The organism is Agrobacterium sp. DE0009 (assembly GCF_007680755.1).
GTDB lineage: Bacteria > Pseudomonadota > Alphaproteobacteria > Rhizobiales > Rhizobiaceae > Agrobacterium > Agrobacterium tumefaciens_B.
The window spans coordinates 526,230-546,137 of sequence record NZ_VEIU01000003.1; the positions used below are offsets into that span (position 1 = coordinate 526,230).

20 protein-coding genes are annotated in these 19,908 nt (G+C 60.6%); 10 read left to right on the top strand and 10 right to left on the bottom strand.

Going from position 1 to position 19,908, the window contains the following annotated elements:
- The first annotated feature begins 21 nt into the window (after positions 1 to 21).
- The 4 genes from hflK to FS804_RS15265 all read left to right on the top strand — a co-directional run bounded on the left by hflK (position 22) and on the right by FS804_RS15265 (position 4,662).
- Positions 22 to 1,143 carry an FtsH protease activity modulator HflK gene (hflK, locus tag FS804_RS15250; protein WP_144577411.1) on the top strand — a complete coding sequence of 374 codons (1,122 nt, stop codon included), beginning with the start codon at positions 22 to 24 and terminating at the stop codon, positions 1,141 to 1,143.
- Position 1,144: 1 nt separating this feature from the next.
- A complete protein-coding gene (gene hflC, locus FS804_RS15255; protein WP_144577413.1) occupies positions 1,145 to 2,086 on the top strand; it encodes a protease modulator HflC in 942 nt (313 codons plus the stop codon).
- A gap of 192 nt (positions 2,087 to 2,278) precedes the next feature.
- Positions 2,279 to 3,823, top strand: coding sequence for a Do family serine endopeptidase (locus FS804_RS15260; protein ID WP_144577415.1), 1,545 nt, complete (start codon positions 2,279 to 2,281; stop codon positions 3,821 to 3,823).
- Between the two features lie 89 nt (positions 3,824 to 3,912).
- Positions 3,913 to 4,662 (top strand): SDR family oxidoreductase, encoded by a 750-nt coding sequence (locus FS804_RS15265; RefSeq protein ID WP_144577417.1) that lies wholly within the window; start codon positions 3,913 to 3,915, stop codon positions 4,660 to 4,662.
- A 26-nt stretch (positions 4,663 to 4,688) separates the two neighbouring features.
- Here FS804_RS15265 and FS804_RS15270 read toward each other — a convergent pair whose 3' ends face one another.
- Positions 4,689 to 5,252, bottom strand: a complete 564-nt coding sequence (locus FS804_RS15270; protein WP_063949279.1) for a GNAT family N-acetyltransferase — start codon at positions 5,250 to 5,252, stop codon at positions 4,689 to 4,691.
- Positions 5,249 to 6,139, bottom strand: a complete 891-nt coding sequence (gene serB / locus FS804_RS15275) for a phosphoserine phosphatase SerB (protein ID WP_144577419.1) — start codon at positions 6,137 to 6,139, stop codon at positions 5,249 to 5,251. Before serB ends, FS804_RS15270 begins: the two co-directional genes overlap by 4 nt.
- Here serB and miaA point away from each other — a divergent pair.
- Positions 6,138 to 7,034 (top strand): tRNA (adenosine(37)-N6)-dimethylallyltransferase MiaA, encoded by an 897-nt coding sequence (miaA, locus tag FS804_RS15280; protein ID WP_144577421.1) that lies wholly within the window; start codon positions 6,138 to 6,140, stop codon positions 7,032 to 7,034. The genes serB and miaA overlap by 2 nt on opposite strands.
- A gap of 6 nt (positions 7,035 to 7,040) precedes the next feature.
- Here the strand turns inward: miaA and FS804_RS15285 are convergent, their stop codons facing one another.
- Positions 7,041 to 9,047, bottom strand: coding sequence for an ATP-binding protein (locus tag FS804_RS15285; RefSeq protein ID WP_144577423.1), 2,007 nt, complete (start codon positions 9,045 to 9,047; stop codon positions 7,041 to 7,043).
- 382 nt (positions 9,048 to 9,429) lie between these two features.
- Here FS804_RS15285 and FS804_RS15290 point away from each other — a divergent pair, with 382 nt between their 5' ends.
- The 3 genes from FS804_RS15290 to FS804_RS15300 all read left to right on the top strand — a co-directional run bounded on the left by FS804_RS15290 (position 9,430) and on the right by FS804_RS15300 (position 12,583).
- Positions 9,430 to 11,223, top strand: coding sequence for an acetolactate synthase 3 large subunit (locus FS804_RS15290; RefSeq protein WP_144577425.1), 1,794 nt, complete (start codon positions 9,430 to 9,432; stop codon positions 11,221 to 11,223).
- A gap of 19 nt (positions 11,224 to 11,242) precedes the next feature.
- Complete coding sequence (gene ilvN / locus FS804_RS15295) at positions 11,243 to 11,815, top strand: acetolactate synthase small subunit (RefSeq protein ID WP_063949275.1); 573 nt, start codon at positions 11,243 to 11,245, stop codon at positions 11,813 to 11,815.
- An 84-nt stretch (positions 11,816 to 11,899) separates the two neighbouring features.
- Positions 11,900 to 12,583 carry an SDR family NAD(P)-dependent oxidoreductase gene (locus FS804_RS15300; RefSeq protein WP_144577427.1) on the top strand — a complete coding sequence of 228 codons (684 nt, stop codon included), beginning with the start codon at positions 11,900 to 11,902 and terminating at the stop codon, positions 12,581 to 12,583.
- Between the two features lie 83 nt (positions 12,584 to 12,666).
- Here FS804_RS15300 and FS804_RS15305 read toward each other — a convergent pair whose 3' ends face one another.
- Positions 12,667 to 13,512, bottom strand: a complete 846-nt coding sequence (locus tag FS804_RS15305) for an aldo/keto reductase (RefSeq protein ID WP_144577429.1) — start codon at positions 13,510 to 13,512, stop codon at positions 12,667 to 12,669.
- A 164-nt stretch (positions 13,513 to 13,676) separates the two neighbouring features.
- On the opposite strand from FS804_RS15305, the gene FS804_RS15310 reads away from it, so the two are divergent.
- Positions 13,677 to 14,270, top strand: coding sequence for a LysE family translocator (locus FS804_RS15310; protein ID WP_144577431.1), 594 nt, complete (start codon positions 13,677 to 13,679; stop codon positions 14,268 to 14,270).
- Between the two features lie 5 nt (positions 14,271 to 14,275).
- Here FS804_RS15310 and FS804_RS15315 read toward each other — a convergent pair whose 3' ends face one another.
- The 5 genes from FS804_RS15315 to FS804_RS15335 form a co-directional block, all read right to left on the bottom strand.
- Positions 14,276 to 15,064: an anti-sigma factor gene (locus tag FS804_RS15315; RefSeq protein WP_144577433.1), complete on the bottom strand. Its 789-nt coding sequence runs from the start codon at positions 15,062 to 15,064 to the stop codon at positions 14,276 to 14,278.
- Positions 15,061 to 15,618, bottom strand: a complete 558-nt coding sequence (locus FS804_RS15320) for an RNA polymerase sigma factor (protein ID WP_186376816.1) — start codon at positions 15,616 to 15,618, stop codon at positions 15,061 to 15,063. The genes FS804_RS15315 and FS804_RS15320 overlap by 4 nt, the downstream gene beginning before the upstream one ends.
- Positions 15,602 to 15,982 (bottom strand): hypothetical protein, encoded by a 381-nt coding sequence (locus FS804_RS15325; RefSeq protein ID WP_063949269.1) that lies wholly within the window; start codon positions 15,980 to 15,982, stop codon positions 15,602 to 15,604. The genes FS804_RS15320 and FS804_RS15325 overlap by 17 nt, the downstream gene beginning before the upstream one ends.
- A gap of 110 nt (positions 15,983 to 16,092) precedes the next feature.
- Complete coding sequence (locus FS804_RS15330; RefSeq protein ID WP_144577435.1) at positions 16,093 to 16,575, bottom strand: DUF2269 domain-containing protein; 483 nt, start codon at positions 16,573 to 16,575, stop codon at positions 16,093 to 16,095.
- Positions 16,575 to 17,861 (bottom strand): SDR family oxidoreductase, encoded by a 1,287-nt coding sequence (locus FS804_RS15335; RefSeq protein WP_144577437.1) that lies wholly within the window; start codon positions 17,859 to 17,861, stop codon positions 16,575 to 16,577. Before FS804_RS15335 ends, FS804_RS15330 begins: the two co-directional genes overlap by 1 nt.
- Positions 17,862 to 17,985: 124 nt before the next feature.
- Here FS804_RS15335 and FS804_RS15340 point away from each other — a divergent pair, with 124 nt between their 5' ends.
- Positions 17,986 to 19,113, top strand: a complete 1,128-nt coding sequence (locus tag FS804_RS15340) for an ATP-dependent RecD-like DNA helicase (protein ID WP_144577439.1) — start codon at positions 17,986 to 17,988, stop codon at positions 19,111 to 19,113.
- Here FS804_RS15340 and FS804_RS15345 read toward each other — a convergent pair whose 3' ends face one another.
- Positions 19,114 to 19,815 carry a MerR family transcriptional regulator gene (locus FS804_RS15345; RefSeq protein ID WP_144577441.1) on the bottom strand — a complete coding sequence of 234 codons (702 nt, stop codon included), beginning with the start codon at positions 19,813 to 19,815 and terminating at the stop codon, positions 19,114 to 19,116.
- Between the last annotated feature and the right edge of the window lie 93 nt (positions 19,816 to 19,908).

Genomic DNA, 19,908 nt, shown 5'->3' on the forward strand with positions numbered 1-19,908 from the left:
GGCTTTTATAAAGAGGTATTGATGCCCTGGAGCAATCAGAATGGCGGCGGCGGCCCTTGGGGCGGCGGCGGTGGAGGAAACAACCAGGGCGGCGGCGGCGGCCCGTGGGGGCAGGGGCCTAACCGGCCGCGCGGCGGTGGCGGCGGCGGCAATGGCGGCCCGCCCGATCTGGAAGAGATCATCCGGCGCAGCCAGGACCGTTTCAAGAACGTGCTGCCCGGCGGTTTCAATGGCGGCGTTGTCGCCATCGTCGTTCTTGTCGTTCTGGTTTTTATCGGCATTCAGTCCATCTACACCGTCCAGCCGGACGAGCGGGGCGTCGAGCTGCGTTTCGGCCGTCCAAAGGACGAAATCTCGATGCCGGGCCTGCATTTCCATCTCTGGCCGATCGAGACGGTGGAAATCGTCAAGGTCACGGAGCAGCAGCAGAATATCGGCTCGCGTGCGTCCTCGTCGTCATCCAGCGGCGTGATGCTGACCGGCGACCAGAACATCGTCAACGTCCAGTTCTCGGTGCTCTACACGGTCTCCGATCCGAAATCCTATCTCTTCAACGTCGACACGCCGGCTGAAACCCTGCAGCAGGTTTCCGAAAGCGCCATGCGCGAGGTCGTCGGTCGTCGTCCGGCACAGGATATCTTCCGCGATAACCGTCAGGCGATTGCGGCCGATGTGCGCGGCATCATCCAGTCCACCATGGACGGTTATGGCGCCGGCATTTCCATCAATGCCGTGGCTATTGAAGATGCAGCTCCGCCGCGTGAAGTGGCCGACGCCTTCGATGAAGTGCAGCGTGCCGAACAGGACGAAGATCGTTTCGTTCAGGAAGCCAACCAGTACGCCAACCAGAAGCTCGGTGCCGCGCGCGGTCAGGCCGCGCAGATTCTCGAAGAAGCGAACGCCTATAAGTCGCGCGTCGTTAACGAGGCACAGGGTGAAGCGCAGCGTTTTGTTTCGATCTATGACCAATATCGCACGGCGCCTGATGTGACCCGTCAGCGCATGTTCCTGGAAACGATGGAACAGGTCCTCAAGGGCTCGAACAAGATCATCATCGATGAGAAACAGGGCGTAGTGCCTTATCTGCCTCTGAACGAGATCATGCGCAACAATCCGGGCGCAGCACAGCAGGGAGGCAACTGATATGAGCAACCGTCTTACGGCCGTTCTCGTCGGTCTCGCCATCCTGCTTTTCCTGGGTTATTCCTCGATCTTCGTCGTCAATGAGCGCCAGCAGGCCATCGTGGTCCGCTTCGGTCAGATCCAGGACGTGAAAACGTCGCCGGGCCTGTACTTCAAGCTACCTTTCGCCTTCATGGATGCGGATCGCGTCCAATATGTCGAAAACCGCGCGTTGCGTTTCGATCATGACAATATCCGCGTTCAGGTCTCCGGCGGTAAGTTCTACGAGGTCGATGCCTTCGTGGTCTATCGCATTACGGATGCGCGCCGCTTCCGCCAGACGGTGTCGGGCGACCAGATGTCTGCGGAATCGCGCCTGCGTACCCGTCTCGACGCCTCGCTGCGCCGGGTCTACGGTTTGCGCGGCTTTGAATCGGCGCTGTCGGATGCACGCGCGTCGATGATGCAGGAAGTCCGCGACGATCTGCGCCCCGATGCGGAATCGCTCGGCATCAGCATTGTGGATGTCCGCATCCGCCGTACCGACCTGACGCAGGAGGTCTCGCAGCAGACATTCGAGCGCATGAAGTCGGAACGTTTGGCCGAGGCCGAACTGATCCGCGCCCGCGGTAACGAAGAAGCGCAGCGTCGCCGCGCCATCGCCGACCGTCAGGTCGTGGAACTGGAATCCGACGCCCGTCGCCAGTCCGAAGTGCTGCGCGGTGAGGGCGATGCCGAGCGTAACAAGGTGTTCGGCGAGGCCTTCCAGCGCGATCCTAACTTCTTCGAGTTCTACCGCTCGATGTCGGCCTATGCCAACGCGCTGAACGGCAACGGCACGACACTCGTCCTGTCGCCGGATTCGACCTTCTTCCGTTACTTCAACAACATCGACGGTGCGGCCCCCGCCGCTCCGGCAGCCCCTGCCGCTCCCGCAGCGCCAGCGCCAGCGCCGGCGAACTGATAACGGATCGATTGATTTTGGAGGGGCCGGTTTTTACCGGCCCTTTCTTTTTGGTCAGCTTTCGTGCCAAAGCTGTGGTCAGGGGCATGGCGTCCACGCCTGTTCACGAAAAGGTATTTTTACACTTCATCATTCCGCCTTATGCTTTGACGATATATGCAGGGCATGACGATTTGAAACGCGAGGACGCTTATGGCCGTGACCCTTCTTTCGCCCTTTCGCAGCAGCATTGCCGCAGTCGCGGGCATGGCGCTCATGGCGGGCAGCCTAGCGGCGCCGGTTGCGGCAAGAGCGCAGAGCCATGGGCCGGAATCGGTCGCTGATCTGGCCGCGCCGCTGCTCGATGCGGTGGTGAATATTTCAACCTCGCAGAACGTCAAGACGGAGGGCAAGGGCCCGGTTCCGCCGAAACTGCCTGAAGGTTCGCCCTTCCAGGAGTTCTTCAAGGACTATTTCGACAGCCAGAAGCCGGAAGGCGGCGAAAAGGTCAATTCGCTTGGCTCCGGTTTCGTGATCGACCCTGCCGGCTATGTTGTCACCAATAACCACGTGATCGAAGGCGCTGACGCCATCGAGGTGATTTTCCCGAATGGCTCCAAGCTCAAGGCGACACTGGTCGGCACCGATACCAAGACTGATCTTTCCGTCCTGAAGGTGGAGCCGAAGGCGCCGTTGAAGGCCGTCAAGTTCGGTGATTCGCGCAGCATGCGCATAGGCGATTGGGTGATGGCCGTTGGCAATCCCTTCGGTCTCGGAGGGTCGCTGACGGTGGGTGTGATTTCCGCGCGTGGCCGCAATATCAATGCCGGCCCCTATGATAATTTCATCCAGACGGATGCGGCCATCAACAAGGGTAACTCCGGTGGCCCGCTCTTCAACATGAAGGGCGAGGTGATCGGCATCAATACGGCGATCATTTCGCCGAGCGGCGGTTCGATCGGTATCGGTTTTGCCGTGCCGACGGAGCTTGCGCAGAATATCGTCCAGCAGCTCATTGAATTCGGCGAGACACGCCGCGGCTGGCTCGGCGTTCGTGTCCAGCCCGTCACAGATGACGTGGCCGCGAGCCTCGGTATGGATAGCGCCAAGGGCGCGCTCATTTCCGGCGTTGCGAAGGGTGGTCCGGTAGAGAACGGCCCAATCCAAGCCGGCGATGTCGTCCTGAAATTCGACGGCAAGGACATCAATGAAATGCGCGACCTGTTGCGCATCGTGGCGGAAAGCCCTGTGGGCAAGGAAGTCGACGTTGTCGTCTATCGCGACGGCAAGGAAGAGACCGTCAAGGTCAAGCTCGGCCAGTTGCAGGATACGACCGATGAGAAGGCGTCGGCCGAAGACCAGCAGAGCGAAGACGGCGATGGTGGCACGCTTGCCCCTGAAGACGACGATGGCGCAGACGATCAGGCGCAGGACCAGACGCCCGAAGTGCGCGAGGCACCGCAGACCGTCCTTGGCATGAATCTCGTGGTGCTCAGCAATGAGTTGCGCAGCGAAAAGGGCATTGCCGAAAGCGTGGAAGGGGTGCTGGTCGCCAGCGTCGAGCCCGGTTCCGCCGCCGAACAGAAGGGCATGAAGGCCGGCGACGTTATCGTCGAAGTTGGTCAGGATTTCATGGAAGTTCCAGGCGATGTGCTGGTGCGTGTCAACGGGCTGAAATCGGAAGGCCGCAAGAACGCCCATATGATGGTGGCGGATGCCCAGGGCAATCTGCGCGTTGTAGCGCTGCCGCTGGAATAGGCGATTTCAGCCCGGTCCATCAGGAATCGGGTGGCTGCGGCCTCGTCATCTCCCTATCCCTTGGCCTCCATTGAACGGAGGTCAAGGACATGAAACTACTCGACAATAAAGTCGCGATCATCATCGGTGCGTCGTCAGGAATAGGTCGCGCGACAGCGACGTTGTTTGCCGCCCAGGGCGCTGCCGTCGTCATCAATGCGCGCGGCGAGAAGGCGCTGGATGAGGTCGCTGACAAAATCAGTGGAGCCGGTGGCCGTGTGCACGCCGTTGCCGGTGACGCCGGTGTTGCGGAAACACATGCGCGGCTGGTGGATGCGGCCGCCAGCGTGTTCGGCGGGCTCGATATCGCCGTCAACAATGCCGGCGCCGTGGGTGCCCCGAAGCCGATGGCGGAGATTTCGCCTGAGGAATGGGCCTATGTCCTCAACGTCAACCTGACATCCGCCTTTCTGGGTGCGCGCTATCAGATCCCTGCGATGTTGCAGCGGGGCGGCGGATCTATTGTCTTCACCTCGAGCTTCGTCGGCACCAGCGTCGGTATACCGGGCATGTCGGCCTATGGTGCTGCGAAGGCGGGATTGATGGGGCTGGTGAAGGGCATTACCGCCGACTATGCCACCAATGGCATTCGGGCCAATGCGCTGCTGCCCGGCGGTGTGGACACGCCCATGGCCGGGGATCAGGCGCAAAAGGACTGGGCTGCTGGGCTCCATGCCATGAAGCGTATTGCCGAGCCCGAGGAAATTGCGCAGGCCGCGCTCTTTCTCGCAAGCCCCATGGCAAGCTTCGTCGCAGGCGCGGCGCTGTTTGCCGATGGCGGTAATGCCGCGGTGAAATGACCTTCGGAACTGGCGGGTCGGTGTCGTTACCGCGCCCGCCATTCCTCCAGCGTTAGCGCATAGGTCACGTGCGGCCGCAGATGCGGGTGGGTATCTTCCGGTACGCGCGGATGGTCGAAATCGCGCGACGGGTCGCGCTTCAGGCCGATGCGCTCCATCACTGCCGTCGAACGGTGGTTGTCGTGGACGGCGAAGGAGACGATTTCGGGCGTCTCCTTTTCATCGAAGGCCATGACGAGCAGCGATTGGGCGGCTTCGGTCACATAACCATGCCCCCAGAAGCGAGTAGCGAGCCGCCAGCCGATTTCCATCGTGCCGATCGGGAAGGGCGGATCGAGGTTCATGACGGGGGATATGCCGCAGAACCCCATGACTTCGCCGGTCTCGCGCAGTTCCATGGCGTAGAAGCCGTAACCGCTGCCGCGAATCATGCCGTTGATGGTTTCGAGCACCGCATCCGCTTCCGCGTGGCTGCGGCGGAAGGGGAAAAATTCCATGACCTTTTCATCCGCGTTGATTTCGCGGAACAGGTCGCGGTCGCTTTCCTTCCACTCGCGCAGAATGAGTCTCTCTGTCTCGCGAATGATCATGGAACGACGAAATCCGTCTTGCGATAGCCCTGAATGTATAGAAGCGCGGTCAGATCGCCGTGGTCGATGCGCATCTGCGCCTCGGCGGCGACGGCGGGCTTCGCGTGCAGGGCAACGCCGGCACCGGCAACGTGCAGCATGCCGAGATCGTTGGCGCCGTCGCCGACTGCCATTGCCTCATCAGGCGAGATGCCGAGCTTTTCGGCAATGTCGGTCAGCGCATCCACCTTGGCCTGTTTGCCGAGGATGGGTTCGGCAACGGTACCGTCAAGTTCGCCATTGGCTTCACCCAGCAGATTGGCACGGTTTTCGTCAAAACCGAGCGTTGTGGCAACCCGGCTCGTGAAGACAGTGAAGCCGCCTGACACGAGGGCCGTGTAGTAGCCCTTCGCCTTCATGGTGGCGATGAGTTCCCTGCCACCAGGTGTCAGCGTGATGCGTTTTTCGATGACGTCGTCAATGACGGAGACAGGCAGGCCCTTTAGCAGGGCGACGCGCTCGCGCAGCGCCGGCTCGAACGCGATCTCGCCGTTCATGGCGCGGGCGGTAATGGCGGACACCTCGTCCTTCAACCCGACTTCGGCCGCCAGTTCGTCGATACATTCCTGTTGGATCATGGTCGAATCCATATCGGCGATCAGCAGTTTCTTGCGCCGTTGATCCTGTTCCTGGATAACGATATCGATCGGCTTTCCGGCGAGCGCGGCGGCAATCGCGCCTCGCGCCTGCTCAGCCGCGGTGCCGGAGGGCAGGGCGATATCGCAGGCGATGCCATCGGCCAGCCAATAGAGCCCGGATGCGCTCACCGCCTTTGCGGCCGCTTCGCCGAGGGCCGGTGTCAGAACGGGATTTGACGGATTGGCGATAAGCGTGGCAACGAGAGCCATGATGAAAAACCTTGATGAGAATTTTGATGCGATCCTGATAACCGGACCGACGGCAAGCGGCAAGTCCGCGCTTGCGCTTCGCTTAGCGCGGGAGCGGGATGGCGTCGTCATCAATGCCGACAGCATGCAGGTCTATGACACGCTGCGGGTGCTGACCGCCCGGCCATTCGAAGAGGAAATGGAAGGCGTGCCTCATCTGCTTTACGGCCATGTTCCGGCCAGCAGCCTCTATTCGACAGGCGAGTGGCTGCGGGACATTATAGGCCTCCTTGCCGATTTGCGCGGGCAGGGGCGCTTTCCGGTCATCGTCGGCGGCACGGGGCTTTATTTCAAGGCGCTGACGGGTGGCCTCTCCGACATGCCCGCCGTTCCCGATGACATTCGTGAAGGGCTGCGCGCCCGGTTGATCGAGGAGGGGGCGGCAAAACTTCACGCCGAATTGGTGAGCCGCGATCCGCCCATGGCGCAGACGCTCCAGCCGGGGGACGGGCAGCGCATCGTCCGGGCGCTGGAGGTGCTCGAGGCCACGGGGAAATCGATCCGGGATTTTCAGCAGGCGAAGGGACCGTTGATTGTCGATCCGGAGCGCGCTCAAAAAATCGTCGTTCTGCCGGAAAGGTCGGTGCTGCACGATCGCATCAATCGCCGCTTCGAGACCATGATGCAACGCGGTGCGGTGGAGGAAGTGGAAGCGCTTCTCGCGCTTGACCTAGCGCCCGACGCAACGGCGATGAAGGCGATCGGGGTTGCCCAGATCGCCGATATGCTGGCCGGGCGCGTGGGTGAGGCGGAGGTGATCGAAAGATCGGCAGCGGCGACCCGCCAATATGCCAAACGGCAGATGACATGGGTTCGCAACCAGATGGGAGACGACTGGACGCGTATCCAACCGTAGGGCGGCTCAGTCCTTTCGGTAGAGACTGCCGAGTGGTTTTTTCAACAGGCTGTCGCGCAGCGAAGGGCGGCTCTCGGTTGGTGGCGGGCCATTCTGCGCCTGCATCTGGAGGCTCGCCTTGCGAAGTTCGTTGACGGCGGTTGAAGCTAGATCGGTCGTGGACGGGCCTGTCGGCGGCGCGACTGTACGGCCGGGCAGCATGTCCGGCCGGTAGGGCTCGTGAGCGCCGGCGGTCGCGCCCAATTCCTGTTTCCAGCGGCTCACATCTGGCGGCTGCTGTGGCGCGGGCGTCGGTTCCGGAAAATCGGGGAAGGAGGCTTCGAAGCTCTGCTGGAAACCGCTGATGAGCGGCTTTGTCGTGGCGCGCATGCGGGTGACGATGCTGTTCAGGTCCACCGTGTCGGGCGTCTCGTTGGGCGCATGGCTGACCGCGCCGCTCGCCTTCGGCAACTTGGCTGTCGGCACGCGGTCGAAACGCATTCGCATCGGCACGCTGACGGCCTCGCCGAAAGCGATGGCTTCGCCGTTGCCGATGGACGATAAAAAGCTTGTGGTCGAGGTCGAGGCGTTCGGTACGGCCGACAGAATGATCTTCTGGTCGATCTCATTCGACAGCCGCATGGCAAAGACGGTCGAGCATTGCGACAGGATTGTCTGATCAAGCTCGCTTGGCCGCTGGCTGATGACGCCGAGCGAAATACCGTATTTGCGGCCTTCCTTGGCGATCTGGGCAATGGATTGCCGGGTCGGGAAGAAGCCGCGCTCCGGGTCTGCCGGCACATAACGATGCGCCTCTTCGCACACGACAAGCATATGCAGCGATCCTCGCGCGAGGACCGCCAGTTCAAACGACATGCGGCACAGGACCGAGACCACCGAGTTCACGACTTCGGAGGGAATGCCGGACAGCTGGAAAACGGAAATCGGCTTGCCATCGCCGGGGATGCGGAAAATATGTGCGACTGTCTCCAGAATGGTGTCGCTGATCGTGTTGCTGGAGAACATGAAGTTATAGCGCGGGTCATTGATGGCCGAGAGGATGCGGCCTTTCAGCGATCGCAGCGCCGGTTTTTCGCCGCGTCCTTCCAGCCGGCCGATGCGCTCATCGATGAGGGCGAGAAGATCGGCGATGCGATAGGGCACCGGCGTATCGGGTGTAATAGCACTTTTATCGGAAGTGCGTCGGACAGCGGACCCATCGCTGCCGCGAAACGCCTTCTTGGCTTCCGGAATGAGGTCACGGAGAAAATCCATTTCCTCCGGCACTGGCCTGCGGCCGCGGAATATAACCTCCGCAAATTCCTCGAGGCGCATCAGCCAGAAGGGCAGGTCCAGCGTGTCGGTGTCGATGACGACGGAATGGTCCGGGAAGCCAGCGGCAAATTCATTATGCGGATCGAGAATGAGCACGCGCAGTTTCGGGTCTGTTTCGATTGCCTTGTTCAGAAGCAGAGATACCGCTGTCGTCTTGCCTACACCTGTCGATCCGACGACGGCGAAATGTTTTGACAGCATCTGCGGAATGTTGATGGCGGCATTGATGCTGTCGTCCTGGGTCAGTTTGCCGATCACGCAGGCATCACGGCGGCTGCTGTCGAAAATCTTGGCAAGATCCGTGGTGCGGATGCGGTGCGCCACCGCGCCGAGATAGGGGTAGCGGGAAATGCCCGTGGAGAAGCGCTCGCTGCCATCCTCCGTGCGGTAGACCTCGCCGACCATTTCGACGTCGATCAGAAGCCTGTTCGGTCTGTCCGCCGCCCAAAATTCTTCGCTCGTGCGCATGGCGAAGACGAGGGCTGCGACGCGGCTCGTACCCATTTCAATGGAGATCAATCTCCCGACGGACCAGAGTTGCGAGACATCCGTGGTACCCGCTTCCGTTTCCGCGGCGATCGTCGCGCGCGACCCGTCGCAGGCGATAACGCGGCCGAGCATGCGGTTCGCCGGCTGCTCGCCGGATCGCCGTTCGTTTTCGCCCATGGGGGACGCGCTATGAAACGTGTCGTTCGTCACATCTTTTCCCGTGACATGCGGATGATCGCGGTGGTTCGGGCAACAGTCGCCCTCCCTGATATAGAAGATTATGCTTAACAACATGTGTACTTGCCGTATTCGAAAATTTCGTGGGGATACGATTTAAAGTAATAAAAGAAGGCGACGGCGATTTTTTCCCGCAAAATGCGTTGACGGCTGGGGCTTTTGTGGCTAACACTCCGGCCCATGAAAAATCTTAACGTACTTATCGTGGTGGGACGGCGCATGGGCAGGATGGTGTAACCATCCGGCGAAAGCACCCATGCGCTGAACGAGGCTCCTCTAGGGGCCTTTTTTTATGTCTTCAAACAGGCCCTCGGGCTCCTCGATATCCAAAGCCAAAGCGGGATGGAAACAGGCAATGACGGATAAGGACAATACGGAAAACAGCAATCGCATGACAGGTGCGGAGATCGTTCTGCAGGCGCTGAAGGATAACGGCGTCGAGCACATCTTCGGTTATCCCGGCGGTGCCGTTCTTCCGATCTATGACGAGATTTTCCAGCAGGAAGACATCCAGCATATTCTCGTGCGCCACGAGCAGGGCGCCGGCCACGCGGCCGAAGGTTATGCCCGCTCCACCGGCAAGGTTGGCGTCATGCTCGTTACCTCCGGTCCCGGCGCGACCAATGCGGTCACCCCGCTGCAGGATGCGCTGATGGATTCCATTCCGCTCGTCTGCCTGTCCGGCCAGGTTCCCACCACGCTGATCGGCTCGGATGCATTTCAGGAATGCGATACCGTCGGCATCACACGCCCCTGCACGAAGCACAACTGGCTGGTCAAGGACGTCAACGAGCTGGCTGGCATCATCCATGAGGCTTTCCGCATTGCGCAGACCGGCCGTCCGGGTCCTGTTGTTGTCGATATTCCGAAGGACATCCAGTTCGCCACCGGCACCTATACGCCGCCTTCCGCCGCCATTCAGCAGAAGAGCTACAAGCCAAAGGTTCAGGGTGACCTCAATGCCATCCATGCCGCCATCGAATTGATGTCCAAGGCAAAGAAGCCGGTTTTCTATACCGGCGGCGGCGTCATCAATTCCGGCCCGGAAGCCACCCGCCTGCTGCGCGAACTGGTCGAGCTGACCGGCTTTCCGATCACTTCGACGTTGATGGGTCTCGGCGCCTATCCGGCTTCCGGCAAGAACTGGCTCGGCATGCTTGGCATGCACGGTTCCTACGAAGCCAATATGACGATGCATGATTGTGACGTTCTCGTCTGCGTCGGCGCGCGTTTCGACGACCGGATTACCGGCCGCATCAACGCCTTCTCGCCGAATTCGAAAAAGATCCACATCGATATCGATCCGTCCTCGATCAACAAGACGGTTCGCGTCGACGTTCCGATCATCGGTGATGTCAGCCACGTTCTGGAAGATATGGTTCGCTTGTGGCGCGCCCTGCCGAAGAAGCCGGAGAAGGCGCAGACGGCGGATTGGTGGTCGCAGATCGAACGCTGGCGCGCCCGCAACTCCTTCGCCTACAAGAACTCAAACGATGTCATCATGCCGCAATATGCGCTGCAGCGGCTTTATGAGGCATCGAAGGGACGCGACACCTACATTACCACGGAAGTTGGCCAGCATCAGATGTGGGCGGCGCAGTTCTTTGGTTTCGAGGAGCCGAACCACTGGATGACCTCGGGCGGTCTCGGCACGATGGGCTATGGCCTGCCGGCCGCCATCGGCGTTCAGGTTGCGCATCCCGATGCGCTGGTTATCGACATTGCCGGTGACGCCTCTATTCAGATGTGCATTCAGGAAATGTCCTGCGCTATCCAATACGGCTTGCCGGTGAAGATCTTCATTCTCAATAACCAGTATATGGGCATGGTGCGGCAGTGGCAGCAGCTGCTGCACGGCAACCGCCTGTCCAACTCCTATACCGAAGCCATGCCCGATTTCGTCAAGCTGGCGGAAGCCTATGGCGCGGTTGGCATGTATTGCGACGACCCGAAAGAGCTGGACGACAAGATTGCCGAGATGATCGCGGTCAAGAAGCCGGTTATCTTCGATTGCCGTGTTGCCAACCTTGCCAATTGCTTCCCGATGATCCCGTCTGGTAAAGCCCATAACGAGATGCTGTTGCCGGATGAGGCGACGGATGAAGCGGTCGCCAACGCCATTGACGCCAAGGGCCGTCAGCTAGTCTGAGCCGGGAGAGGAAAAGGACATGAACGCACACCTACAACCCACCGGCTCCGCCTACTTCATTCAGAAGGAAACGGCTGCCGTCGAAAACCACACGCTGTCGGTTCTCGTCAGCAACGAGCCGGGCGTTCTCGCCCGGGTCATCGGCCTGTTTTCCGGCCGTGGCTACAACATCGAAAGCCTGACGGTTTCGGAAACGGAACATGAGGCGCATCTGTCGCGCATCACCATCGTGACGCGCGGCACGCCTATCGTGCTGGAGCAGATCAAGGCGCAGCTGGAACGGATCGTGCCGGTGCACCGGGTTCTCGACCTGACGGTTCGCGCCCGCGAACTCGGGCAGGAGCGGCCAATCGAGCGGGAAGTGGCGCTGATCAAGGTTGCCGGCACCGGTGAAGTGCGCGCCGAGGCGTTGCGGCTTGCCGATGCGTTTCAGGCCAAGGTCGTGGATGCGACGGTGGAGCACTTCATCTTCGAAATCACCGGCAAGTCGTCGAAGATCGACCAGTTCGTGGCCATCATCAAGCCGCTCGGGCTGATCGAAATCTGCCGCACCGGCATTGCCGCGATGAACCGCGGCCCACAGGGCATGTAAAGCCTCGGCGTTCGATGAAACAAAGGACCGCCTCGTGCATTTGCCGGGGCGGTTTTTTATTACCCTTGATGCGAGGAGAAGCGGATGACGAAAAAGCGTGCAATCGTCACAGGCGGAGCAGGACTGATTGGCTCGGCCATATGCGAAACCCTTTTCAGCAAAGGTTGGGACGTCGCTTCCTTCGATCTAAAAAAGGATGAAGCCCCGTATCGGTCCCTCGAGTGTGACGTTGCGGATGAGCAGGCGGTCGACCAGGCATTCAAAGCGCTCGAATGGGATAAGCTCGATTTGCTCGTCAACAATGCCGGCATCGCCAACCCTGATAACGGACCCATTCACGAGATGGCCTTGGCTGACTGGCGAAAGATCACCGACAGTCACCTGACGAGCGCCTTTCTAATGACCCGACGCGCGGTGCCGCTGATGCGGGAGGGTGCGAGCATCGTCAACATGGTCTCGACACGCGCTTTCATGTCGGAGCCGCAGACCGAGGCCTATGCGGCATCGAAGGGAGGCCTGACGGGGATGACACATGCCCTCGCAATCAGCCTTGGGCCGAGCATCCGCGTCAATGCAATCGCGCCGGGATGGATCGCCGACGATAAAAAGTTGCGTGCCAAGGATCACCAACAGCATCCGGTGGGCAGAGTGGGGAGAGGGAAGGACATCGCAGATGCGGTGCTTTATCTTGCCGATGCGGGCTTCATGACGGGGCAGGTCCTCGTCCTTGACGGTGGCATGACCAGGAAGATGATCTACGAGGAGTGAGCCGCTTTGCCGTCAGCGGCTCTTGTGAAACTGATTCAGCTCCTTCGGAAACCGATTCCGGATCACGCTTCAAGTTGTTGCTATCACAGCATTTCCAGCGCTGTCTTGCGTGTCGGCGGCGGGAAGGCTGCGTCGAGAGCTGCCCAGTCTTCATCGGTGATCTCCAGGTCCGTCGCACCCCGGTTTTCCTCGACGCGGGAGACGCTGGCGGATTTCGGAATGGCGATGACCCCGTCTCTTTCGAGAAGAAAGGCCAGAGCCAGCTGGGCAGGAGTTGCCTGATACGCCTTGGCGATGCGGATCAGTTCGTGGTTCTTCAGGATCCGGCCCTGCTCGATGGGGGAATAGGCCATCAGCGGTACGCCATGCTCCTGGCACCAAGGCAGCAGTGAGAACTCGGGACCGCGCCGGGAGAGATTGTAGAGCACCTGATTGGCGGCGCAGTTGCGCCCCTCTGGAACCGCAAAAAGCTCCTGCATGTCTTCGCTATCGAAATTGGAAACGCCCCAGTCGCCGATCTTGCCATCCCGTTTGAGCCGCTCGAAGGCAGATACGGTTTCCGCCAGCGGATGCTCGCCGCGCCAGTGCAGCAGGTAGAGATCGATGCGGTCGGTGCCGAGCCTTGCGAGGCTGCGTTCGCATGCGTCGACAACGCCCCTTGCGCTGGCGTTCCAGGGGTAGACCTTGGTGACGAGAAACACCTCGTCGCGACGGCCGGCGATTGCCGCGCCGACAACCTCTTCCGACCTGCCGTCAGCGTACATTTCGGCGGTGTCGACGAGTGTCATGCCGAGGTCGATCGCCTTGCGGATGCTTTCTATCTCCTGCCGCTCGGATGATCTTGTTTCCCCCATGTTCCAGGTGCCAAGGCCAAGAGCCGGAACCTGCTTGCCAGAGGGCAGGGTGACGGAGGGAATGTCGTCATACATGGGTGTGCTCCAGCGCTTGATGATTGGACGATAATTTATTGTCGCGACTTCTCAAACCCGGCAGGGGAAGGATCGATCCATCAAAAAATTTGACCGCGGTCATCGATCCGGCTGGCTGGTCTGATGCTGGTGGCGTGGGTAGGGTTTCGTTTCAAGGAGAAACCATGACCGTTGAAACTTTTATTGCGCTGGTGCTGTTTGCCTTCACCACCTCGATCACCCCGGGGCCGAACAATATGATGCTGTTCGCATCAGGCGTGAATTTCGGGTTCCGCCGCACCATTCCCCATATGCTTGGCATCGGGGTGGGGTTCCTGTCGCTGCTGATCGGCGTTGGCCTCGGTCTTGGCGCCCTGCTGCATTCCGCGCCGGCGCTTTATACGGGGCTGAAATTCGCGGGTGGGCTCTATCTCGTCTGGATCGCGTGGAAGATTGGCACCTCGCGCAGTCTCGGCGAAGGTTCTGCTGCGTCCGAGCCGATGAGTTTCCTTGCCGCTGCCGCCTTTCAGTGGGTCAACCCCAAAGCCTGGGTGATGGCCGTTACCGCCATGGCGACCTACACCAGCGAGACCCAATATTTCCTGACGGTCGTGATCGTTGGCCTCGCTTTTGCTGCAGTCAACCTGCCGAGTGTTTCGACCTGGGCTGGTTTCGGCTCTGCCCTTCGCGACTGGCTGTCGGTGCCGGTGCGGCTTAAATGGTTCAACATCACCATGGCCGTGCTGCTCGTCGTCAGCCTCTGGCCGATGCTGAAGTAGCATCCTTACGTCGGAAACTGCCGGTAACATTCCTCGGCAATGGCCTGCACCTCCTTACGCGTCAGTTCGGCCGATACGGCGTAACCCAGTTCATTGTCGATCCAGTAGAAGGTCTCGATCCCGTCCGCGCTCGCCATGCGGAAGCTCGTGGTGCGGTTCTCCTCGTTATGGCCGATCAGCACCGTCACCCGCCGGCCGGTCTTGTCCTGATACATCAGCATCGCCCCCGGCTTGCCGCTGACGGGGATGAGGCGTCCTCCGACGAGGTCATAGCCGAGCTTCGACAGATCGGGGATGGCGAATGGATAACCCAGCCGCTTGCCAAGCCATGCGGCGAGATGCTGCTGCTCTCCAGCGCCCACCTCGACCGGATGACGCACCTCGCTCGCATAGATGAGATAGGCGGTTTTCGCCTGCGAGGGAATATCCGTTGTCGCGGCCGCGAGGGTGACGTCCTGTGGCGTCGAAAAAGACGCCGGCAGGAGCCTGCCTGCCGCAGCGCCCGCCACGAAGATCATCAGCCCCGCTGCGATCTTGACGAGCGCCGGCTTCAGCCGCGCGGCATTGTTCGCAGCTGGCGGGTTGAGCATCGATACGTCCCGTGGATGGGTCGTGGCGTAGGCGGTGAAGGCGTTGCGGAGAATGTCGGCCTGCTTCTGCCATTCCTCAACACGGATGCGTTCTTCCGGCCTTTCGCTGAGCCAGGCTTCAACAGCAGCGCGATCTTCGTCGGACAGAAGCCCGTCGACATAGGCGTGCAGATCGTCCTGGCTAATGGCCTCTCGCCGGTTCATCGTGGTCTCCGCAGGGGTATGATGTTATCCGCCGCCAGGTGCTGGCGAAGGGTTTCGCGGGCACGCGACAATCTGGACATGACGGTGCCGAGCGGGATCGACAGCGTCTCGGCCGCCTCCTGATAGGTGTAGCCCTCCACTGTCACCAGCATCAGCACCGCCCGCATCTCTGGCGAAAGAAGGGCGAGCGCGCCGTGCAGACGATCGTTCTCCAGAGTGTCGGAAAACGCGTCCGTGCCTGCGATGCTCTCGTGGCCGTCGAGGCTCTCGGACGGGTGACGTTTCTCGGCGCGGTGGCGGTTGCGATAAAGATTCGTCATTATCGTGTAAGCCCATGTTTTCAAACCGGTTCCGCGCCATTGTCTTTTGTTGGCGAGCGCCTTTTCCACGCATTCCTGCAGGAGGTCCTCACCATCGGCATCGGATCTGGAAAGGCTGCGGGAATAACGGCGTAGCATGGGAATGAGGGCCAGCATCTCCGCTTCGAAGGTGCCGGCTGCGGGGGAGAGGCTCCCCCGCGCTTTTCCAGTCATGCGGTCAGGGTTTTGCGGCATCCCAGACACCATTCACGCCGTCGCCGGTGGCATCGCCCTTTTTCATGTCCTTGACCCAGTAATAAAGCGGCATGCCGTCCTTGGCCCACTGCATCTTGCCATCCTTGCGCTTCACGAGCGAGTAAGCTCCCTCGGCCTTGTCGCTGGCTGCCGCGAAAAACGGCGGCCAGTTCGCGGCGCACTTGTCGTAACAATTGGATACGCCCTTCTTGTCATTCTTGAAAGTGTAGAGCGTCATGCCTTTTTCGCCTGCGAGCACATTGCCCTTGGCGGTCTTGACCGTTTCCACCGCGGGAGCGGCATAGGCCGTTCCGGCAAAGGCCAGAACGATGGCGGGGACGATAAAGCGGATTTTCATGGACATATCCTCCTTGGTTCAGACGGGCTCTAGCCGCCAGCACATCAAGAGACACCGCCGGCCGCCGGTTTATTCCCGGCTCAACGTCGTTTTTTCAGTTTAGTCATGTCGCCGCATCAGCCGAACAGGGGAATATCCGGCTTGTTGAGCATCAGCCAGATGATGCCAAGGACTGCAAAGAAGGCGGGAAAACCACAGGCGAACCAGACGCGGTAGAGGCGGAACCATTGCGCCGGCAGGGCCTGTCTCCTGGCGGCGCAGTCTCGGGCGATATCGCGCAGCCTCATCTGGATCCACACCACCGGCAGCCAGAAAATGCCGGTGAAGACGTAGAGGCCAAGCGAAAGGGCGATCCAGCCTTCGGTGAGCGGCCAGCCGATCACGCGCGCCAGAAAATAACCGGTCACTGGCTGGATGATCGCGGCGGTGGCGGTGAAGATCGTATCGGCAATGACGACCGTGCCTGCCACATGCGCGATCAGTGCCGGGTTTTCCGTTCGCCGTGCCACGACCATAAAGAAGGCGATGCCCGCGCCGGTGCCGAACAGCACCGTTGCGCCGATGACATGGGCAAGCCGCAGCAGTTCCTCAAGCGTCATTAGCGTTCATCCAGCGTGGCGAGGGCAACGAAAGTCAGGGCAATGGAGGGCAGCACCTTGACGAGGGGACCGAGCGGATCGAGCCACAGGCCCGGCTCCAGCAGGCTGCCGCCCGTCAGATAGGCTGCGCTGACGAGCAGCATGCCGATAAGCGCCTTTCTGGCCAGCGGCCGCCACAGGACGGCGACGCCGAGGGCGATATCGGTGAGGCAGGTGGCGAGTGTAAGGGCGATTGCTGGCGCCTGCGGCATGAAGGCCAGAAAATGCGCCGCTGCTTCGTTGATATTCAGCAGCGGTATGAGGCCGGACAACAACCAGAACAAAGACAGGCAAAGAATGACCAGCGGTTTCAGCAGATAGGATCTGGCAAACCACAGGTCCTGCACGCCGGAAGGGTGGGCGGTCAGCGTCTGCTTCAGTGTCTTGAGCGATGTCATCGTCGGTTGCGCCTCACTCTCCACGATGATGCCTTCCGACATGACCGTCATGGCGGTTGAACGCAGCGGCGAGCGCCAGCCGAGCCTGCCTGCGGCATCCGCCAACAGGCTGACAGGTCGTGTGAGGGCTGCCGGAAGATTTACGACAGGGGCGGGAGGTAGGCCAAGCCACTGCCGGTGCGTGGTCACCATGTCTTGCAATGTCAGTGTTTCCTCTGCGGCGAGTTCGAGATCGCTGCCCGGCGGGACTTCACCATCGATGGCCGCGCAAACGGCTGCCGCCACATCATCGACCGCGACCGTTCGAACGGGCATTGTGCTATTGACGAGCGGGAGGATGAAAGGACAGCCGGCAAGCGCGCGGACCAGCGCCGTGCCGCCATGGGCATTGCGACCGACAACGAGGGCCGGGCGCAGAATGACGTAAGGCAGGCCGCTTGCGGTGAGCGCCTCATCGGCGTGGCGTTTGGTGGCAAGAAAGGGCAGGTCGGCCGCGGCGCCCGCTGTGCGGGCCGATATCTGGATCACCAGCCTGCCACCCGCCTGCGCCGCCGCCTCGTAAAGCGCCAGCATGGCTTTTTCCTGCGTCGCTGCAAGGTCATCTGAAAGACCGTCCTGAAGCGCGCCGGCGCAGTTGACGATGGCGTCGTGATCCCCGACCAGCGCGTTCCAGTTCGATGCCTGCGTCATGCGGGCGAGATCGGCGGAAATCCAGGTCACAAAAGGCCATTTGTCGGTGGCGCGTGTTACGGAACGTGCCAGGCCAGTGATGGCGTGGCCTCTGCCGTGAAGGCTACGCACCACCTCCGAGCCGATGAAACCTGTCGCGCCGAGAATCAATATCTTCATGCGCGGCATGATAGCGGCCGTGATTTAAAAACCAGCCCTGTTTTATTGCCGCATTCTCATTGCGCGATTCATCTTTCGTTCTTTTTCTGTTGCGCATCAGGCTCGAATCCTGCGATGAGGGCGCATGTTATTTTCACCGCAACAGGACGAAGCGCTCAAGGCGGTTTCCCGCTGGCTGAAGGAAGGCCGCACACCGGTTTTCCGGCTGTTCGGTTATGCCGGGACGGGCAAGACGACGCTTGCCAAACATTTTGCGGAGAATGTCGATGGCGAGGTGCTGTTTGCAGCCTTCACCGGCAAGGCGGCGCAGGTGCTGCGTTCACGCGGGGCAACCAATGCCCGCACCATCCATTCGCTGATCTACCGCCCGCGTGGCGAGGAAACCGTTGAAGACGAGGAAACCGGCAAGACCTCGATTGCGCCGATGTTCTCCATCAACCGCCAGAGTCCGCTTGCCAAGGCAGCACTCATCATCATCGACGAATGCTCGATGGTGGACGAACAGCTCGGCAAGGACCTGATGAGCTTCGGCACGCCGATCCTCGTACTTGGCGATCCCGGCCAGTTGCCGCCGGTTTCGGGCGGTGGTTTCTTTACCGAGCAGGAGCCCGATTATCTTTTGTCGGAAATCCACCGCCAGGCGAAAGATAATCCGATCATCCATCTTGCCATGGATGTGCGCGAGGGCCGGGAGATCATGCGTGGCGATTATGGCTCCGCGCAGGTGATTTCAAAGTCTGAAGTGACGCAGTCGCTGGTGCTGGAGGCCGATCAGGTGCTTGTCGGCACCAACAGGACCCGCCGCCGCTATAATCAGCGTCTCCGCGAGCTCAAGGGGTTTTCCGCCGATTATCCGCAATCGGGCGACAAGCTGGTCTGCCTGCGGAACGATCCCGCCAAGGGCCTGCTCAACGGTTCGCTCTGGCAGGTGATGAGCTCGTCGCGCGAAACGGTGAAGCCCGGTATCAACCTGATGATCCGGCCTGAAGACGACGATATGGATCGCGGCGCGGCCAAGATCAAACTTCTGAAGGCGGCGTTTGAGGATGTGGAGACCGAAATTCCGTGGTCGACCCGCAAGAGATACGACGAGTTCGATTTCGGCTATGCACTGACGGTGCATAAGGCGCAGGGTTCGCAGTGGAACAATGTGGTTCTCTTCGATGAGAGCTATGCTTTCCGCGATTCCCGCGAAAGATGGCTCTATACCGCCATCACACGCGCGGCGGAAACGCTCACCATCGTCCGTTGATCAGGCGCGGATGACGCCGAGCAGGACCGCCTTGGCGACCGCCTGAAAGCGATTGCTGGCGCTGAACTTTCCGATGATCTTCGCCTCAAGAATATTGAGGTCGCTGCCGGAAAGACCAAGGGCGCGGGCGAGCCTGACGGGCGCGTACCCCTCCGCCATCAGTTCCAGGCATTTGCGCTCGGTCTCGCTCAGGGCGATTGTCGCCGTCGGCGTTCGTTCCGCCTCCTCGTCGCCTTCCGCATCCTGATCCCCGGCAACGAGAAACTCCTCGATCTGCTGGGCCTGCCGCTGAAGGGTCGAAAGCTCAGCCGTCAGCTCCCGCTTTCGCTGGCGAAGCGCGGTGTGAAATACCTCATCCGCCTCTTCCTGCGAGACAGAGCGGCCGAGTTTCTCCATGATCTCGGTAATGGTGGCGACCGATATGCCGACTTCGCGGCACACATTGATGACGGCCATACGCTGGACGTTGCGATGGGTATAGACCCGCATCTGGCCCACACGCCTTGAGGTCAGCAGGGCCTTTTCTTCGTAAAAATGAAGTGTCCTGTGGGTGACGCCAAAAATGTTCGCCATGTCGGCAATGGGGACTGGCTCGGCGGGCAGTGAAGAGGGCAGGCTGACATCGGGTAAAAAACTGCTGAACCTTGAATTCGGTTTGTCTTCGTCGCCGTTGCTTTTGAACGGCAGCCGCCCATCCTGCATAGTCTCCCCCTCGCGCTTTCCGGCAGTGTGCTGCCTTCCAGGGCGTCCGCGACCTGTTCCCTCAGGCGGACGTCCTTCTGATCATGACTTATT

Coding starts and splice junctions, on each gene's coding strand:
- hflK (WP_144577411.1), top strand. CDS start 22: ATGCCCTGGAGCAATCAGAATGGCGGCGGCGGCCCTTGGGGCGGCGGC.
- hflC (WP_144577413.1), top strand. CDS start 1,145: ATGAGCAACCGTCTTACGGCCGTTCTCGTCGGTCTCGCCATCCTGCTT.
- FS804_RS15260 (WP_144577415.1), top strand. CDS start 2,279: ATGGCCGTGACCCTTCTTTCGCCCTTTCGCAGCAGCATTGCCGCAGTC.
- FS804_RS15265 (WP_144577417.1), top strand. CDS start 3,913: ATGAAACTACTCGACAATAAAGTCGCGATCATCATCGGTGCGTCGTCA.
- FS804_RS15270 (WP_063949279.1), bottom strand. CDS start 5,252: ATGATCATTCGCGAGACAGAGAGACTCATTCTGCGCGAGTGGAAGGAA.
- miaA (WP_144577421.1), top strand. CDS start 6,138: ATGATGAAAAACCTTGATGAGAATTTTGATGCGATCCTGATAACCGGA.
- serB (WP_144577419.1), bottom strand. CDS start 6,139: ATGGCTCTCGTTGCCACGCTTATCGCCAATCCGTCAAATCCCGTTCTG.
- FS804_RS15290 (WP_144577425.1), top strand. CDS start 9,430: ATGACGGATAAGGACAATACGGAAAACAGCAATCGCATGACAGGTGCG.
- ilvN (WP_063949275.1), top strand. CDS start 11,243: ATGAACGCACACCTACAACCCACCGGCTCCGCCTACTTCATTCAGAAG.
- FS804_RS15300 (WP_144577427.1), top strand. CDS start 11,900: ATGACGAAAAAGCGTGCAATCGTCACAGGCGGAGCAGGACTGATTGGC.
- FS804_RS15305 (WP_144577429.1), bottom strand. CDS start 13,512: ATGTATGACGACATTCCCTCCGTCACCCTGCCCTCTGGCAAGCAGGTT.
- FS804_RS15310 (WP_144577431.1), top strand. CDS start 13,677: ATGACCGTTGAAACTTTTATTGCGCTGGTGCTGTTTGCCTTCACCACC.
- FS804_RS15315 (WP_144577433.1), bottom strand. CDS start 15,064: ATGAACCGGCGAGAGGCCATTAGCCAGGACGATCTGCACGCCTATGTC.
- FS804_RS15320 (WP_186376816.1), bottom strand. CDS start 15,618: ATGCCGCAAAACCCTGACCGCATGACTGGAAAAGCGCGGGGGAGCCTC.
- FS804_RS15325 (WP_063949269.1), bottom strand. CDS start 15,982: ATGTCCATGAAAATCCGCTTTATCGTCCCCGCCATCGTTCTGGCCTTT.
- FS804_RS15330 (WP_144577435.1), bottom strand. CDS start 16,575: ATGACGCTTGAGGAACTGCTGCGGCTTGCCCATGTCATCGGCGCAACG.
- FS804_RS15335 (WP_144577437.1), bottom strand. CDS start 17,861: ATGAAGATATTGATTCTCGGCGCGACAGGTTTCATCGGCTCGGAGGTG.
- FS804_RS15340 (WP_144577439.1), top strand. CDS start 17,986: ATGTTATTTTCACCGCAACAGGACGAAGCGCTCAAGGCGGTTTCCCGC.
- FS804_RS15345 (WP_144577441.1), bottom strand. CDS start 19,815: ATGCAGGATGGGCGGCTGCCGTTCAAAAGCAACGGCGACGAAGACAAA.